The organism is Spongiactinospora gelatinilytica (assembly GCF_003236385.1).
GTDB classification, from domain to species: domain Bacteria; phylum Actinomycetota; class Actinomycetes; order Streptosporangiales; family Streptosporangiaceae; genus Spongiactinospora; species Spongiactinospora gelatinilytica.
In genome coordinates this window covers 1-15,072 of the sequence record NZ_POUA01000169.1, presented here as the reverse complement: position 1 = coordinate 15,072, position 15,072 = coordinate 1, and the positions used below count along the sequence as shown (strand labels likewise).

The 15,072-nt window shown below is 71.8% G+C and carries 15 protein-coding genes and 1 pseudogene; 6 read left to right on the top strand and 10 right to left on the bottom strand.

Going from position 1 to position 15,072, the window contains the following annotated elements:
• The 6 genes and pseudogenes from C1I98_RS21095 to C1I98_RS21070 all read left to right on the top strand — a co-directional run.
• Positions 1–159 (top strand): annotated as a pseudogene (locus C1I98_RS21095) (alpha/beta hydrolase); the annotation flags it as partial.
• 166 nt (positions 160–325) lie between these two features.
• Positions 326–1,918: an acyl-CoA carboxylase subunit beta gene (locus tag C1I98_RS21090; RefSeq protein WP_111169157.1), complete on the top strand. Its 1,593-nt coding sequence runs from the start codon at positions 326–328 to the stop codon at positions 1,916–1,918.
• A gap of 42 nt (positions 1,919–1,960) precedes the next feature.
• Positions 1,961–2,167, top strand: a complete 207-nt coding sequence (locus C1I98_RS45710; protein WP_111169156.1) for an acyl-CoA carboxylase subunit epsilon — start codon at positions 1,961–1,963, stop codon at positions 2,165–2,167.
• Between the two features lie 108 nt (positions 2,168–2,275).
• Positions 2,276–3,220, top strand: a complete 945-nt coding sequence (locus tag C1I98_RS21080) for an NYN domain-containing protein (protein ID WP_111169155.1) — start codon at positions 2,276–2,278, stop codon at positions 3,218–3,220.
• Positions 3,221–3,304: 84 nt separating this feature from the next.
• A complete protein-coding gene (locus tag C1I98_RS21075) occupies positions 3,305–4,714 on the top strand; it encodes a DNA-3-methyladenine glycosylase 2 family protein (protein ID WP_111169154.1) in 1,410 nt (469 codons plus the stop codon).
• Positions 4,711–5,211 (top strand): methylated-DNA--[protein]-cysteine S-methyltransferase, encoded by a 501-nt coding sequence (locus C1I98_RS21070; RefSeq protein WP_111169159.1) that lies wholly within the window; start codon positions 4,711–4,713, stop codon positions 5,209–5,211. The genes C1I98_RS21075 and C1I98_RS21070 overlap by 4 nt, the downstream gene beginning before the upstream one ends.
• A 46-nt stretch (positions 5,212–5,257) precedes the next feature.
• Here the strand turns inward: C1I98_RS21070 and C1I98_RS21065 are convergent, their stop codons facing one another.
• The 10 genes from C1I98_RS21065 to C1I98_RS21025 all read right to left on the bottom strand — a co-directional run bounded on the left by C1I98_RS21065 (position 5,258) and on the right by C1I98_RS21025 (position 14,710).
• Complete coding sequence (locus C1I98_RS21065; RefSeq protein ID WP_146607551.1) at positions 5,258–6,211, bottom strand: hypothetical protein; 954 nt, start codon at positions 6,209–6,211, stop codon at positions 5,258–5,260.
• Complete coding sequence (locus C1I98_RS21060; RefSeq protein WP_111169152.1) at positions 6,208–6,849, bottom strand: hypothetical protein; 642 nt, start codon at positions 6,847–6,849, stop codon at positions 6,208–6,210. Before C1I98_RS21060 ends, C1I98_RS21065 begins: the two co-directional genes overlap by 4 nt.
• A gap of 98 nt (positions 6,850–6,947) precedes the next feature.
• Positions 6,948–9,842 (bottom strand): BTAD domain-containing putative transcriptional regulator, encoded by a 2,895-nt coding sequence (locus C1I98_RS21055; RefSeq protein ID WP_111169151.1) that lies wholly within the window; start codon positions 9,840–9,842, stop codon positions 6,948–6,950.
• Positions 9,843–9,910: 68 nt separating this feature from the next.
• Positions 9,911–10,426 carry an Rv3654c family TadE-like protein gene (locus C1I98_RS21050; RefSeq protein WP_233508039.1) on the bottom strand — a complete coding sequence of 172 codons (516 nt, stop codon included), beginning with the start codon at positions 10,424–10,426 and terminating at the stop codon, positions 9,911–9,913.
• Positions 10,423–10,845 (bottom strand): TadE/TadG family type IV pilus assembly protein, encoded by a 423-nt coding sequence (locus C1I98_RS21045; protein ID WP_111169150.1) that lies wholly within the window; start codon positions 10,843–10,845, stop codon positions 10,423–10,425. The genes C1I98_RS21050 and C1I98_RS21045 overlap by 4 nt, the downstream gene beginning before the upstream one ends.
• Entirely contained in the window at positions 10,842–11,285 is a 444-nt protein-coding gene (locus C1I98_RS40615) for a TadE family protein (RefSeq protein WP_233508038.1), read from the bottom strand. Before C1I98_RS40615 ends, C1I98_RS21045 begins: the two co-directional genes overlap by 4 nt.
• Entirely contained in the window at positions 11,282–11,521 is a 240-nt protein-coding gene (locus C1I98_RS40610; protein ID WP_146607550.1) for a hypothetical protein, read from the bottom strand. Before C1I98_RS40610 ends, C1I98_RS40615 begins: the two co-directional genes overlap by 4 nt.
• A 3-nt stretch (positions 11,522–11,524) precedes the next feature.
• Complete coding sequence (locus C1I98_RS21035; RefSeq protein WP_111169148.1) at positions 11,525–12,451, bottom strand: type II secretion system F family protein; 927 nt, start codon at positions 12,449–12,451, stop codon at positions 11,525–11,527.
• Complete coding sequence (locus C1I98_RS21030; RefSeq protein ID WP_111169147.1) at positions 12,444–13,433, bottom strand: type II secretion system F family protein; 990 nt, start codon at positions 13,431–13,433, stop codon at positions 12,444–12,446. Before C1I98_RS21030 ends, C1I98_RS21035 begins: the two co-directional genes overlap by 8 nt.
• Positions 13,430–14,710, bottom strand: coding sequence for a TadA family conjugal transfer-associated ATPase (locus C1I98_RS21025; protein WP_233508037.1), 1,281 nt, complete (start codon positions 14,708–14,710; stop codon positions 13,430–13,432). Before C1I98_RS21025 ends, C1I98_RS21030 begins: the two co-directional genes overlap by 4 nt.
• Between the last annotated feature and the right edge of the window lie 362 nt (positions 14,711–15,072).

Below are 15,072 nucleotides of genomic sequence, written 5' to 3'. Positions count from 1 at the left end.
CAGCAGGACTGGGGGGCGGCGCTGGGGTATGACGCACGGGCGGTGTGGGCGGCTTGGGCGCCTGACCTGGTCCACACCACCGTGTCGTGCGGCCACTTCATGGCGGAGGAGGACCCTGAACTGATCACGGCCGAACTGCGCGATCTGCTGCGCCGCTGACGCGTGGTTCGGTGCGGGCCGTTGAGTCGTCGGGCCTCCGGGCCTGGGTTTCCAGGCAGGTGCTGTGAACGGGCGCCCATGGGGTGGTGGCCAGACAGTAGGGCGGCAAGTCCGGAACGGGCGGCCCCGCGTAGGGTGGGTCGCGGGAGTGGTTACCCTGGCTGGCATGAGTGCTGAGCCGGTATTCAAGGATGTCGACATCCACACGACGGCGGGGAAAATCGCCGACCTGGAGCGCCGGATGTACGAGGCCGCGCATGCGGGCTCGGCACGGGCCGTGGAGAGGCAGCACGCCAAGGGCAAGATGACCGCCCGTGAGCGGGTCATGGCGTTCCTCGACGAGGGCAGCTTCGTGGAGTTCGACGAGTTCGCCAGGCACCGGTCCTCGGCGTTCGGGCTGGACCGCGAGCGCCCCTACGGCGACGGCGTGGTCACCGGGCACGGCACGGTGGACGGCCGGCCGGTCGCGGTGTTCTCGCAGGACTTCACGGTGTTCGGCGGCTCGCTCGGCGAGGTGTTCGGCGAGAAGATCGTCAAGGTGATGGACCACGCGCTCAAGACCGGCTGCCCCGTGGTCGGGATCAACGACTCGGGCGGGGCGCGGATTCAGGAGGGCGTCGTCAGTCTCGGCCTCTACGCGGAGATCTTCAAGCGGAACGTGCACGCCTCCGGCGTGATCCCGCAGATCTCGCTGATCACGGGTCCGTGCGCGGGCGGCGCGGTGTACTCCCCCGCTTTGACCGACTTTGTCCTGATGGTTCGGGAAAAGTCGCATATGTTCATTACCGGCCCGGACGTGATCAAGACCGTCACCGGCGAAGAGGTCACCTTCGAGGAACTGGGCGGCGCGCACACCCACAACTCCCGCTCCGGCGTGGCGCACTTCGAGGCGGCCGACGAGGAGGAGTGCCTGGAGTTCGCCCGCGCCCTGCTCTCCTACCTCCCCGGCAACAACCTCGACGAGGGCCCCGCCTACGACGTCACCCCCGTCCTTGAGGTCACCGGCGAGGACCGCGAGCTGGACGCGCTCATCCCCGACTCCGCGAACCAGCCCTACGACATGCAGGAAGTCATCGCCCACGTGCTCGACGACGGCGAGTTCCTGGAGGTCCACGCCCAGTTCGCGCCCAACATCGTGGTCGGCTTCGGCCGCGTGGAGGGCCGGTCCGTCGGGGTCGTGGCCAATCAGCCGATGAGTCTGGCCGGCACGCTGGACATCGGCGCATCGGAAAAGGCCGCGCGATTTGTTCGTACCTGCGATGCGTTCAATATCCCTGTTCTTACATTTGTTGATGTTCCCGGATTCCTTCCCGGAACGGATCAAGAATGGAACGGAATCATCCGCCGCGGGGCCAAGCTTCTCTACGCCTACGCCGAGGCGACCGTCCCGCTGGTCACGGTGATCACCCGCAAGGCGTACGGCGGGGCGTACGACGTCATGGGCTCCAAGCACCTCGGTGCGGACATCAACCTCGCCTGGCCCACCGCCCAGATCGCGGTGATGGGCGCGCAGGGCGCGGTCAACATCCTCTACCGGCGCGAACTCGCCGCCGCCGAAGACCCCGACGCCGCCCGCGCCAGGTTCACCACCGAGTACGAGGACACGCTGGCCAACCCCTACCTGGCCGCCGAGCGCGGCTACGTGGACGCGGTGATCCGCCCCTCCGACACCCGCGTCCAGGTGACCCGGGCGCTGCGCGCGCTGCGCAACAAGCGCGCCACGCTGCCGCCCAAGAAGCACGGCAACATCCCTCTTTAGCGAACGACTTATCTGGGCAGGAGACGTGGAGGAGGACGGAACATGCCAGATGCCGACATGAAGATCGTTCGTGGTGACGCCACAGCGGAGGAGATCGTCGCCGTCGTCCTGGCGCTCACCCGGCGGGCGACACCCCCGAAGGCACCGTCCGCGAGAAAGACCGACCCTTGGAGGGATCCGACCCATAGGATGCGAAAGCCACTGGCCCATGGGCTCGGCGCTTGGCGAAGCTGTTCTCTGCCGTTTTAGACCGGAGGATCCCCACGATGGGGTGTCAACTTCCTCAAGTGTTGGGACTATCTAGAAATGGGCGAATATAGTCAGCCGATCATCTAGTCCCGAGGCCTGGAGGACGACATGGCCATCCCGGACCTCTTGCCACATGCCGTGGTCGCCAAGTACGCGGTCCTCGTAGACGTCGGCTACCTCTATGCCGCCGCGGGCGAGGTCATCCTCGGGGCCAAGGAGCGCAAGGAATACCGTGTCGCCGCCGACGAACTGATCCAGGCGCTGCAGAAGCACGCCGAAGATCGCATCTCCGGCGAACTACTGCGGATCTACTGGTACGACGCGGCCCGCGACCGCGTCCCCACCGTTGACCAGCGGGTCATCGCCCAGCTTCCCTGGGTCAAGGTGCGGCTGGGCAACCTCAACGCCCGCGGGCAGCAGAAGGGCGTGGACGCCCAGATCAGGAGCGATCTGGAGGCGCTGGCCCGGCACCACGCGGTCAGCGACACGATACTGCTGGCGGGCGATGAGGACATGGTCCCGGCGGTGGAGGCCGCCCAGGCGTACGGGGTGCGCGTCCACCTGTGGGGCGTGGAGCCCCCGTACGGCACCAACCAGGCCGAGCGCCTGGTGTGGGAGTCCGACACGGTGGAGGTCATCAACGCCGACTTCCTGCGGCCCTACTTCAGCCGCGCCCCGCAGGCCGCGGTGCCCGCCGCCCCGGCCACGCCGTCCCCGGCCCAGGTGTTCGCGGGACGCGCGCCGCTGGCCGCCAAACCGCCGGCCAAACAGGGCCAGGTGGCCAAACTCGGCCCGAACCGCCCGCACGTCGAGGAGGTCGGCGAGCACGTCGCGCAGAAGTGGATCCTCACCCGTGGCCGCGACAACATCCGTGACCTGCTGCCCGGCCCCATCCTGCCCACGGTCATCGACACCGAGCTGCTGATCGAGGCGGAAAAGGAGCTGGGCCACTCGCTGCGGCCCTACCCCGAGGCCCGGGTGTGGTTGCGCGACGGGTTCTGGGCCCGGGTCTACCGCGAGTTCGATCTCGGCGTGGGCGTCTCCAGCAAGTGACGGCGGGCACGTCTCCGCAGGCCAGGGCGTACAGGTCCGAAACCCGCCAGTCATGGCCGCTGGCATGCGGATACCGTGGTAGCCATGTTGTTGAAGGCGGATATCACCGGCCTGGACTTCGACGCCTGCTACCGCGCCGCGTCGGCCAGGGACGCGCGGTTCGACGGCCGCTTCTACACGGCGGTCAGCACGACGCGCATCTACTGCCGGCCGATCTGCCCGGCCCGGACCCCCGCCCGGCGTAATGTCAGATTCTACCGGCATGCCGCCGCCGCGGAGGCGGCCGGGTTCCGGCCGTGCAAGCGGTGCCGGCCCGAGCTGAGCCCGGGCGATCCCGGGTGGAACGTCCGTGGCGACTTGGTCGGCCGGGCGCTGCGGCTGATCGACGAGGGCGTCGTGGACGACTTCGGGATCAGCGGCCTGGCCACGCGGCTGCACATCACCGAGCGCCACTTGCACCGGCTGTTCACCACCGAGCTGGGCGCGGGGCCGCTCGCGGTGGCCCGTACCAAGCGGCTGCTGCTGGCCAAGCAACTGCTCACCGAGACCGCGCTGCCGGTCACCGACGTGGCGTTCGCGGCCGGGTTCGGCAGCGTGCGGCAGTTCAACGCCACGATGAAGGAGACGTACGGGTTCGCGCCGAGCGAGCTGCGCGCCACGGCGGGCGGACCCCGGCCAGAGACCACGCAGACAAAGGTGCCGCTGAGCCTGCGGCTGCACCACCGGCGTCCCTACGACCCGGTGAGCCTGCTCGGCTTCCTGGCGATGCGGGCGATCCCCGACGTGGAGCAGGTGGACGACGCCTCCTACACCCGGGCCGTGCCCGGTGGCTCGATCACGGTGACCGTCGCGGACGGCCATCTCAGGCTGAGCGCGTCGGTCTCCGACACCCGGCACCTCGCGCGCATCGTGGCCCGCTGCCGGCGGCTGTTCGACCTGGACGCCGACCCGGAGGCGGTCGGCGAGGCGCTGTCGGAAACGGCGCTGCACCCGCTGGTCACGGCCCGGCCGGGGCTACGGGTGCCGGGCGCGTGGGACGGCTTCGAGGTGGCCGTACGGGCGGTAGTCGGGCAGCAGATCTCCGTCGCGGGCGCGCGCACGCTGCTCGGCCGCATCGCCGGGCGCGCCGGGAGCGACGGCCTGTTCCCGACGGCGGAACAGCTGGCCGCCGCCGACCTCACCGGGCTCGGCCTGACCGACCGCAGAATGACCACGCTGCGGGTCCTCGGCGAGCGGGTGGCGTCCGGGGAGATCGACCTGGACGGCGCGCAGGAGCCGGGCGAGGCCGTCGCGGCACTGCTGGAGATCCCCGGCATCGGCCCGTGGACCACCAGCTACATCGCCATGCGCGCGCTGCGCGACCCGGACGCCTGGCCCGGCGGCGACCTCGGCCTGCGCAAGGCCATGGCCTGCCTGAACATTCCGGAAGAACACATCGAGCGGTGGCGGCCCTGGCGGGCCTACGCCGCGATGCACCTGTGGAGTTCCTCATGATCCGAGCACAGATCCTGCCCACGCCCCCGGGCCCGCTGTCCCTGCTGGTCCGTGACGGCGTACTGGTGGCGGCGGGGTTCACCGCGGACCCCAAGGAGATGTTCGACCGCCTGACGCCCGAACTGCGCGAGGAGGGCATGGAGGTCGTGGACGACCTCGGCGCGCCCGCCCAGGCGGTACGCGACTACCTGACCGGCGACCTCGGCGCGCTGGACGCGATCCCGGTGAGCCAGCCGGGCAGCGACCGGAGGCAGCGGCTGCTGGAGGCGCTGCGGGCGGTACCGGCGGGGGTCACGGTCACCTACGCCGAGCTGGCCGAACGCGCCGGGATGCCGCGTACGGCGGCCAGGGCCGCGGGCGGCGCGTGCGCCCAGAACCTGATCGCGCCGTTCGTGCCCTGCCACCGGGTACTGCCCGCGGGGGGCGGCTTCGGCGGCTACTACTACGGCACGCCGGTCAAGGAGTGGCTGATCGCCCACGAGGCCGGTAGGGCCTGACCGGACCGGCCCCGGCGTCCACGGAGGGACGCCGGGGCCGATCGCGTCAGGAGCCGGAATCGGACTCACGCACGGTGGTCTGCACCTCGCCCACCGGCACGGAACGGGTGGCCGACACCTGGATGTCCTCGTAGTCGAACTGGGGGTCGGAGGTGACACCCCAGACGGTCGTCGCGGTCAGCTCGTACGCGCCGCCCGGTTGCCCGTCCGACGCCTGGTGGTAGATGATCCCGCACCTCAGCGGGTTCCCCTTCGCATAGACCTGCCCTCGGCCACCGCCGCAGTTCTTCGTGACGCGGTCGGCGTCGGTGGTGCCTGCGTCGAGCTTCAGGTCGTCCAACGTGGCGGTGACGGTCGCGCTCGCCACCTCGGGCAGGGTCGCGGTGACCGACCGGGTGGTGGCGCCCATCCCCGTCAGCCACACGTACGTACTCAGGTTGACGTAGCTCTTGACGGCAGGACTCGTCCTGATCCTGAACTCCGGCACCGTGAGCGCGGCCCGCGCGATGTCGCGAAGCTCCTCCCGGGTGATCCCGCCTGGAGGCGTCTCCCCCGGCGGCACGAACACGAACGGCTCCAGCGCCGTCCAGCAGGCCATCCCCTTGGGGTCCTTGTTGTTGTAGGCGGGACGCCACCAGCGCCCCTTCTTGCCCACCTGGTCGGAGAACTGCTTGATGTACTTCTTGAAGTCGTCCTCGCTCGCGTTCGGCTGCAACTTGAAGAAGTAGGGCCGCACCTCCTCCTGCTCCTTCAGCATCTGGTCGGCGTCCGGCCCCGGTTCGTACCAGCACGGCCGCTTCAGCCGGAAGCCGTCGCCGCGCTTGCCGCCGATCCCGTTGCCGCTCAGGATGATCTGCGAGTGCGTCAGTTCGATCCCGACGGTCCGGCCGTCCTGGTACTTCTGGCCCTTGGGGTCATCGGCGGCGGCGGTACCGGCCGCGGTGAGCGCGAGCGCGCCCACTCCGAGCAGCACGAGCAGACGAGGCGTCACAGGCGTCATCGTCGGCATCCCTTCGCGCGTTCGTTCGTCAGTTCGGCGTAGCGGAAGAGCTTGATCCGCCAGTTACCGTCGTCGCCCTGGTGCACGCCGGCCGACTGGAGGTAAACGGACTCGTCATCGGAGCCGGGCTCGGCGGGCAGGTCCTGCCCGGTACGGGCGTCCACGTACCGGACCTGCGTCTCGTCCACGCACACGTCCACCTGTGCCGCGCGGTCCTGCACGCTGCTGACCTTGAGCCCGAACAGGCGGGCGGTGCCGCGCACCGACCGCTTCTTGTCAACGTACTTCTTGACCCACTCGAAGGAGGTCTTGCCGGCCTCCAGCTCCATGAGGGTCATGTAGTGCTCGTCGCGGCCCCGGGTCACGACCCCCTTGAACATCCCGACGTAGGCGTCGCGGAAGGTCTCCAGCATCTCGGTGTGCTCGGCCGTGATGCCACCCGGCCACTCCACGATGACCTTGAGCCCGGAGTCGACGGCCAGCGTCTCGGTGCGCGGGGCCGCGCCCGCCGTGGTCGCGGACGCCCCGGCCGCGGGGCCACCCTCGCCACCGCCCGGGATGAAGGGCCGATCCGCGCCGGAGGCCGCGCATCCGGCGGTGAGCACCGCGGCGATCGCCGGCGCGATCAGCCCTCGCATGCCGATCACAGTAAGACGGCGCGGCACATCCGGGCCAGCGCTATATCCGGATCGGTATGACCCCGGCCCTCGCCGCACGTCGGCCCCTTCCTCAGATGTCATGCCGACGGCACCGACCGGATGCGCCAGGCCGGATACAGCTCGTCGATCAGGGCCTCGGTCTCGGGGGCCATGCCGCCGCCGTACGGGTGAGAGGCGGCCCGGCGGTGCAGGGCGTCCACGACCGCGCGCAGCCGGGCCGTGTCGCCGGTCGCGTGCGTGGCCCGCAACAGGTCGCGCCACAGGCCCTCGTCGTCGGCGGCCAGCAGCAGCCCGGCACGGACCGCGGCGACCGCTTCGGCGGCCTCGCCGCGGGCGAGCCGTACCTCGCACAGCCGGTGCGCGGCGTCGGCGACCTCGGCGGTCACGTCGTACTCCAGGTCGTCGTCGGCCAGCCAGGCGTACCGGCCGCGCGGGCGCGGGCTCAGCAGCGGCCCGCGGACCAGCCCGAGCGCCCGGTCCAGCAGCGCGGCCCGCCCGGCCGCGTCGCCGTGCGAGCGCCGGACCAGCTCCCGGAACAGCGTCCAGTCGGTGCGGACCTCCGGCCCGAGCCGCAACCGGCCCGCCCGGTCGGTGAACAGGTGGGGACGGCCCTCGGAGTCGGCGCCCAGCCAGTTGACGACCCGCTCGATCGTCGCGTCGCGCACGGCCGTCTGCACCCCGCGCGGCCACAGGATCCCGCCGAGCACCACCGGATGGACCCCGCCCGGGTGGGTGGACAGGTAGACGATCAGCTCGGCGGCGAGCGCCATCCTGCCCTCCTCCAGCGGCTCGGCGGCGGAGATCTCGATCGGGCCGAGGATACGCACCTCCACGGCGGGCGGCCGGGACTCGATCGGAGCCTCCCGCTCGGGGGACAGCGGCTCTCCGTCGAACCGCTCCGCCGTGCCGAACAGCTCGACCAGCGCGGCGTACTGGCGGCGGGGCAGCAGTTGCGCGTTCACCTCGAAGCCGAGGGCGTCCACCTTGGCCCGGCCCTCCTCGGTGATGTCCCACGTCCAGGTGGCGTGTTCGACGTCGCCCGCGACCACGTAGCCGGCCGCCGTGCGGGTGCCCTCCCTGGCCAGCAGGGCCAGCCTGCGGGCCTCCTCGGGGCTCGGCGCGATGGCCGATAGCAGGTAGTGCGGCGGCCAGGCGGGGTCGGCGGCGCGGCCGTTGACCCGGCCGGTCAGTACTTCGCCCTCGCGTACCTGGTCGCGGACCCGCGCCTCCAGTTCGGGCAGCACCTCGGCCAGGCTGCCCGCGCAGGTGATCCGCTCGGGGGCGATGGCGGCCAGGTCGTCGCCGAACCCGACGAGCGTCACGTGCATCCGGTCCGACCAGCGGTTGGTGCCCAGCTCGACGGCCAGCGCGGCGAGCGCGGCCGTGGTGTTCGCGCCGGTGATGTTGATCAGGCCGTGCGCGGCCTCCAGGTCGACCAGCACGCGCCCGGACTCGTCGGTGCCCAGCGACACCAGCCCCGGGTACGGGGCGGCGGCGTCGGCCACCGAGTGCTCGTCGAGCATCCGCCCCTCGTGCGCGGCCAGCCGCCACACCCGGCCGCCGTCGTGCGCGGTCCACGGCGCGGGCGGTTCCTCCTGCGGCGGGTGGATCCACAGGTCCAGGCTGGTCGCCGACAGGTGGGCGGCGTAGATGGTGGGCGGCGTACGGCCGCGCAGCGCGAGCGCCCGGCCCAGCACCCGCAGGCCGATGTCGAGCATTCGCGTCCCGGGCGCGTCGGCCCCGAGCCGCAGCGCCACCTCGGCCTGCGCGGCGTCATCGCGGGGGCGGGCGATCCGCCGCCCGAAGGCCCTGCGCCACAACTGGGCCCTGCGCCGCCTGCCGAGCAGCACCAGCAGCCCGGCCGCGGCCAGCGACATCCCGGCCAAGTAGTGGCCCACGTCGAGGTGCAGGCCCTGCTCGGCGGCGTCGCGTTCGGCCCGGGCGCGGTCCTCTTCGGCGAGCTGGGCCCACCGGTCGTCGGCGGCCTGCCGCTCTTCGGGGGGCGGCTCCTGGGCGGCCTCCTCACGCTCGGCCGGGGGCGTCTCGGCCTTCTCCTCCGGAAGGGCCTCTTGCGGCTCCTTGTGCTTTTCGGGGGTCTCGGTCTCGCCGCGCGGGGTGACGGCCTGGGTGTCGCCCGCGCCCTTGCCCGCGTCGTAGCGGGTGCTGCCGTCCCACTCGGCGGGGCGGCCCCGGTGGTCGTCGAGGGTCTCGGTGCGGGGCTGGCCGGCGGGCACGATGTGGACGTTGACCGCGTCGTCGGGCATGTCCAGGACCCAGCCGGGGCGGATCAGGTCGGCCATGTGCAGGCGTGTGCCGTCCGGCTGTTCCTTGTGCTGGTTCAGCTTGAAGATCTCCGGGTACCTGCGGCCCTCGCCCAGGCACTTCTCGGCGATCTCCCACAGGCTCTCGTGGTGACGGCCGTGCGGCGGCTGCACCACGTAAACCTTCTTGGCCTTGCGCACCTCGTGCAGGACCTGCCGCTGCTCGGCGGCGGCAGCGGCGGCCGACTGCTGGTGGGTGACCGCCGCGACGGTGGTCACGTTCGGCTTGATGGGCGGCGGGGCCTGGGCGCGGACCAGCGGGATGACGGCGGCCGACGCGGTGAACAGCACCAGGGCCGCGGAGACCAGCCGGTTGGCCACCGCCTGCGTGCCGCCGGAGAGCGGCACCCTGGCCGGCATGCCGACCCGCCGGATGCCCGCGTAGACCTCGACGGCCACGCAGATCAGCAGGCGGAACCAGACGATCCACAAGATGAGGTTCAGGATGGGGATCAGCGTGCTCGGCCCGACCTGGCTGGTGATCAGGTCGATGTCGAGCAGCGCCGGGCCGATCGGCGGGCCCGTGACGCGCAGCAGCGCGTACGGTACGCCGCCGACCAGCGCGACCAGCACCAGCAGTGCGCCCAGTCCGGTGATCACGTCTCCGAACGTGCGCCTGGTGGCGATGCGCTGCGGCTGTCGAGTCGGCATGCCCCTCCTTCCTATGTGCCGGGAGTCTGTGTCTTCGGGTGTTGCCGGCCTCTCGCTCAGGGTCCTCCTCAACGGTCCGGTAGGCCAGACACCGGCATTTCGGTCGGTATCTCACTGGGCTCGCTGGGCACCGGTACCGTGCCTTCGCCGGTCTCGGGGCCCGCGGTGGCGGAGCCTTCCATCTCCATCCCGGGAAAACCGATCGCCGACAGGAAGAACGCATCCCAGCGGACGCTCACCCCGACCGTCACGGTGGTCAGGTCGCCGGCCAGCTCGCAGCGGGTCCGCCGCATGGCGTCGTCGCCGTGCGCCGTCACGATCTCGTCGGCCTCGGCGCACACCGCGCCCTCGTCGTCCAGCAGCCTGGCCTGGCCGGTCGTGCGCAGGTGGTCGTCGTCGATGACGTCGGCGCCGGCCCTGGCCGCCTGCTCGGCCACGTCGTTGGCGCGCAGCCGGGCGTTGATCGCGGCGCCGCCGTCCACGAGCATCCCGGCCAGCAGGAAGACCACGACGGAGAACACCACCACGAAGATCGACATCGAGCCGCGGTCCCGCCGGATCCGCGCCGCGACGGCCCGTCTCACTCGAACCTCCGGTAGCGCTCCAGAGGGACCACGGCGACGCCGGTCATGGTCTTGGCCGCGCCGAACCCGAGGAACGACAGGTCCAGTTCACAGGTCACCTCGGCCCTGACCTCACCCGGCGGGCGCGCCTGGCCCTCACCCTGGCCCTCGTCCCGCCGGATCTCCAGGTCGGCGTTCGGGCCGGAGCACTGGCCTTCCAGCGCGGCGGTCACGGCCTCGGTGGCGGCGGTCTGCGCCGCCGCGTCGTCGCGCTGCACCGACGCGGCCCGCGCGGCGTCCCTGGCCGCGCCGTTGACCTCGCCCTGGGCCTCCACGAGCCGCCCCGCCCCGGCCAGGAACAGCAGGAACAGCAACAGGACCGGGGCCAGCAGCACGGCCTCGGCCGACATGGATCCCCGCTCGCGCTCCGGGCGGCTCATTCCTCGCAGCCCTCCGAACCGTCGTCGGGCCGGAAGCACTCCACCGGCCCGCCGAACCTGGCGGTGACCGTGAACGTCAGCTCCGGCAGCAGCGGGACCACCTGCACGGCGGTACCGGTCACCTGCACGCCGCGTTGGTCGCCCTCCTCCCAGGGCTCCACCTGGCGGTTCTTCAGCAGCTCGGGCCCGACCGTGTCCACGACCTCCTCGGCGCGCCGCCTGGCCCTGCCGTCCCAGTCGGTGGAGTCCCAGCCGGCGGAACGGGCGATCCGCGCCCCCTCGCGGGCCGCGGCGTCGGCGATCTGCCGCCCGTGCGCCCACAGCGTCACCTGCACCACGAGCAGGATCAGCGCCAGCACGACCGGCATGATCAGGGCCAGCTCGATCACGGTCGCCCCGCGCTCGCGGCCCCGCGCCCGCTCCGGGGAGGCCGGGATCACGGCTGAACACCACCGTCCCCGCCGTCCCCGCCGCCGAACTTGTCCTGGATCTCGGACTGTTTCTCCTCGACGAGAGTCCGTATGAGGGTGGCCAGGCCGAGGGCGACACCCGCGACGATCGCGGTGATGATCACCCATTCGACGGCGGAGGCCCCTTTGGTGGGAGCGGTACGCGCGCGGTGGATCCGCACGCTGAGCATGGCGACCAGGTAGATGACCCACGGGTGATTGAGCATCGGCTAAGACCCCAACATCTTCATCGCTGCCGGATAACTGAGGAAGATCACGAAGCCCGCGCACAGCAGCAACTGGGCCACGAGCATGGACTGCGAGCGCTCCCCCGCCCGGCCCTCGATCTCGGCGAGCTCGCGCCGCCGGAGGGTCGCCGCGCGGGCGGTCAGTGAGGCGCGGACCTTCGCGCCGTCATCGGCGACCAGGCCGAGCGCGGCCGACAGGTCACGAAGTTCGTCCACGTCGATCTCGTCGCCGAGCTGGCCCAGAGCCTGCCAGGGGGTGATGCCGACGATCCGCGCGTTGGACAGGGCCTCGCGGATGCGGGACATCGCCCAGTTGGAATCGTCCGGGCCGCCGCCGACGGAGACCGACATCAGCAGGGCCTCCGGGACGCCCCGTCCGCCCGCCAGGTTCATCGACACCAGGTCCAGGAACGCGCCGACGACGTGCCGGAAGTCGCGCCGCCGGGTCGCCGCGTCCCGGCGGATCTGCAGGTCCGGCAGCATGAAGAAGACCACCGCGAAGAGCAGCGCCGACCACAGCGGGACGGTCGGCGAGGTCCCCCAGCCCATCACCGTCAGCCAGCCCCACAGGAGCGGGAAGGCCAGCAGCCCGGACACCGCGAGCAACACCTTCGTGGCCAGGAAACCCTCGAAGGAGCGGCCGACCAGCGCGAGGTCGGCCTTGATGGAGCGGGCCTCCCAGCCGCGCGCGGCGTAGAAGCGGGCCATCCGCACGCCGAGGGTGCGGCGGAAGGCGCTGACCTCCTCGTCGGGCAGCACGAGTTGCATCCGCGGCGAGTCGCCGTCCTGCCTGGCCGCGTCCAGTGCGAGCAGCCTGGCCACCAGGCCGGGCCTGGCCGGGAACAGCGCCCGCAGCAGCAGGAACAGTCCCAGTCCGAGCACCGCGCCCGCTATGAGCGTCTCAGTCATCGCCGCCTCCTCTGCGCACGCCGCCCGTGGAGGCGGCGAGCTGCCCGTTGGCACCGGCCTGCCCGCCGGGGCCGCTCTGGCCGCTCTGACCGCCACCCGGTGAGGTCGCGGCGGAGCCGGGCAGGCCCGCCCGCAGCAGCCTGCTCGGCTTGTCGAACCTGGCCAGCCGCCGCATCCAGGCGAACCCCGCGCCGAACAGCGCGGCCACCACCACGAGCACCGCCTGGCCGAGCGCGTCGTCGTACTCGGCCACGTAGGTCGGGTTCCACACCACCAGGAGGACGGCGAAGCCGACCGCCGTGCCGACGACGATCTGCACGCTGCGCCGGGTGGCCCGGCGCTCGGACTCCACCCTGCGGCGCATGTCCAGCTCCTCGCGGGCCGACACGGCGAGCGCGCCGAGCACGTCGCGCAGGCCGGGGCCGCGCAGCCGGGAGTTCAAGATGAGCGCGGCGATCACCAGGTCGGCGGAGGGGTCGTTCAGCTCGTCGGCGAACAGCCGCAGCGCGGCGGGCAGCGCCATCCGGGTGTGCAGGCGGTCCACCATGGCCCGCAGGTGCGGGCGCAGGGTCGGGGCGGCGGCCCTGATCGAGGCCGGGATGGCCTGCTCCAGGCCGGCGGCGCCGGCGATGGTGTCGCGCAGCGATTCGGTCCAGGCGGCCAGGCCCTCCAGGCGGCGCATCGCGGCGCGCTCCTCGCCAGCGCCGCCGGACAGGCCGTGCCAGGCCAGTACCAGCAGCACCGCGCCGCCGGCCATCACCGGCCAGCCGGTGACCACCAGGACCGCCGCGCCGCTGATCGCGGCGATCGCGGTGCGGGTGGACAGTACGCGCAGCAGTTCCTTGCGCCGGGCGCGCTTGTCCGGCACCGGCGGGCGGGGGCGCGTGCCGTAGATGGACAGGCCGAGCAGGAACAGGCCGCCGCCGATGGCCGCGCCCGCCAGCAGGACGAGCGGGTCGAGCAGACCGGACGACGGTGTCATCCCCACCCTCCTGGCACGTATCCGTGCGGGACCAGCTCGTCCAGGCAGGACAGCGGGGCGTGCGGGACGGCCAGGCCGTCGGGCGAAGGGCGGAACACCTCCGAGGACAGCACGCGCCCGTCGCAGCCGGTCACCTCGCGCACGCTGGAGACGTAGCGGCGCAGCCGGCCGCCCTGGGCGTAGTCGTTGCGCTTTTCGATGAAGACGACGAAGTCGATGGCGCCGGCGATGAGCATGTGGGTGGCCTCGATCGGCAGCCGCTCTGTGGCCTGGAGGGCGTAGGTGGCGATGCGGTTGAAGACCTCCATGCTGGAGTTGGCGTGGATGGTGGACAGCGAACCGTCGTTGCCCTGGGTCATCGCGTTGAGCATGGTGACGATCTCGTCGCCGAGGACCTCGCCGACGATCACCCGGCTGGGGTTCATCCGCAGGCTCCTGCGGACCAGCTCGGCCATGCTGATCTCGCCCTGGCCCTCGGAGTTGGGCAGCCGCTGCTCGAAGGCGACCACGTTGGGGTGCAGTTCGGGGAACTGGTCCAGGCCCAGCTCCAGCGCCCGCTCGACGGTGATCAGGCGTTCGTGTACGGGGATCTCGTTGGCCAGGGCGCGCAGCAGGGTGGTCTTGCCGGCGTTGGTGGACCCGGCGATCATGATGTTCTTGCGCGCGGCGACGGCGGCGGCCAGGAACCTGCCGACCTCGGGGGTGAGCGTGCCGTTGCCCGCCAGGTCGCTGAGGAAGACCTTGCCCAGGCGGGCACGGCGGATGGACACGGCGGGGCGTACCGTGACGTCCATCACGGCCGAGAGCCGCGAGCCGTCCGGCAGGCGCAGGTCGAGCTGGGGGTTGGCGGTGTCGAAGGGGCGGCTGGACAGGCCGCTGTAGGCGGCGAGGATCTGGATCAGCTCGATCAGCTCCTCGTCGGACTCGGCGACCGGCTCCTGCATCTCCTCCCGGCCGTCGGCGTATCCGACGAAGACCCGGTCGCAGCCGTTGATGTCGATGTTCTCGACGTCGAGGTCGTCGAGCAGCGGCTGGAGCCGGCCGACGCCGAACAGCGCGGCGTGGATGCCGGCGGCCAGCGCCTCCTCCTCCTCGGCGGTCGGCGGCACCCGGCCGACGCCGATCTCACCCCTGGCGTACTCCTCCAGGACCTGCGCGATCAACGCCCTGGCGAACTGCCGCTCGTCCTCCCCGCTCATCGGCGGCAACCCGGACGCCTGATCCAGCCGCCGCTGATGCGCCAGCCGATCCCCGACCTCCTGCCGGAACCGCTTCACCAAGCTGTGATCAATGCTCACTTGCCCTCGCCTGTGTTGATGGCGCTCGCTCCGCTCGCACGGGGGCTGTGCTCATGGCGCTCGCTCCGCTCGCGCGGGGCCCGGGCGCCCTCAAGGTCGCGCCCTCCCCTCCTCGCTCCCTCGTTCGTTCCTCACTCGATCGCTCGTCGGTCCAGACACGACCGCGCCCAGGCCCGTGCACGGTTACGGTGAGTGCATCCCAGGACAAGCCGAAGGCGCTCGCTCCGCTCGCACGGGACCCGGGCGCCCTCAAGGTCGCGCCCTCCCCTCCTCGCTCCCTCGTTCGTTCCTCACTCGATCGCTCGTCGGTCCAGACACGACCGCGCCCAGGCCCGTGCACG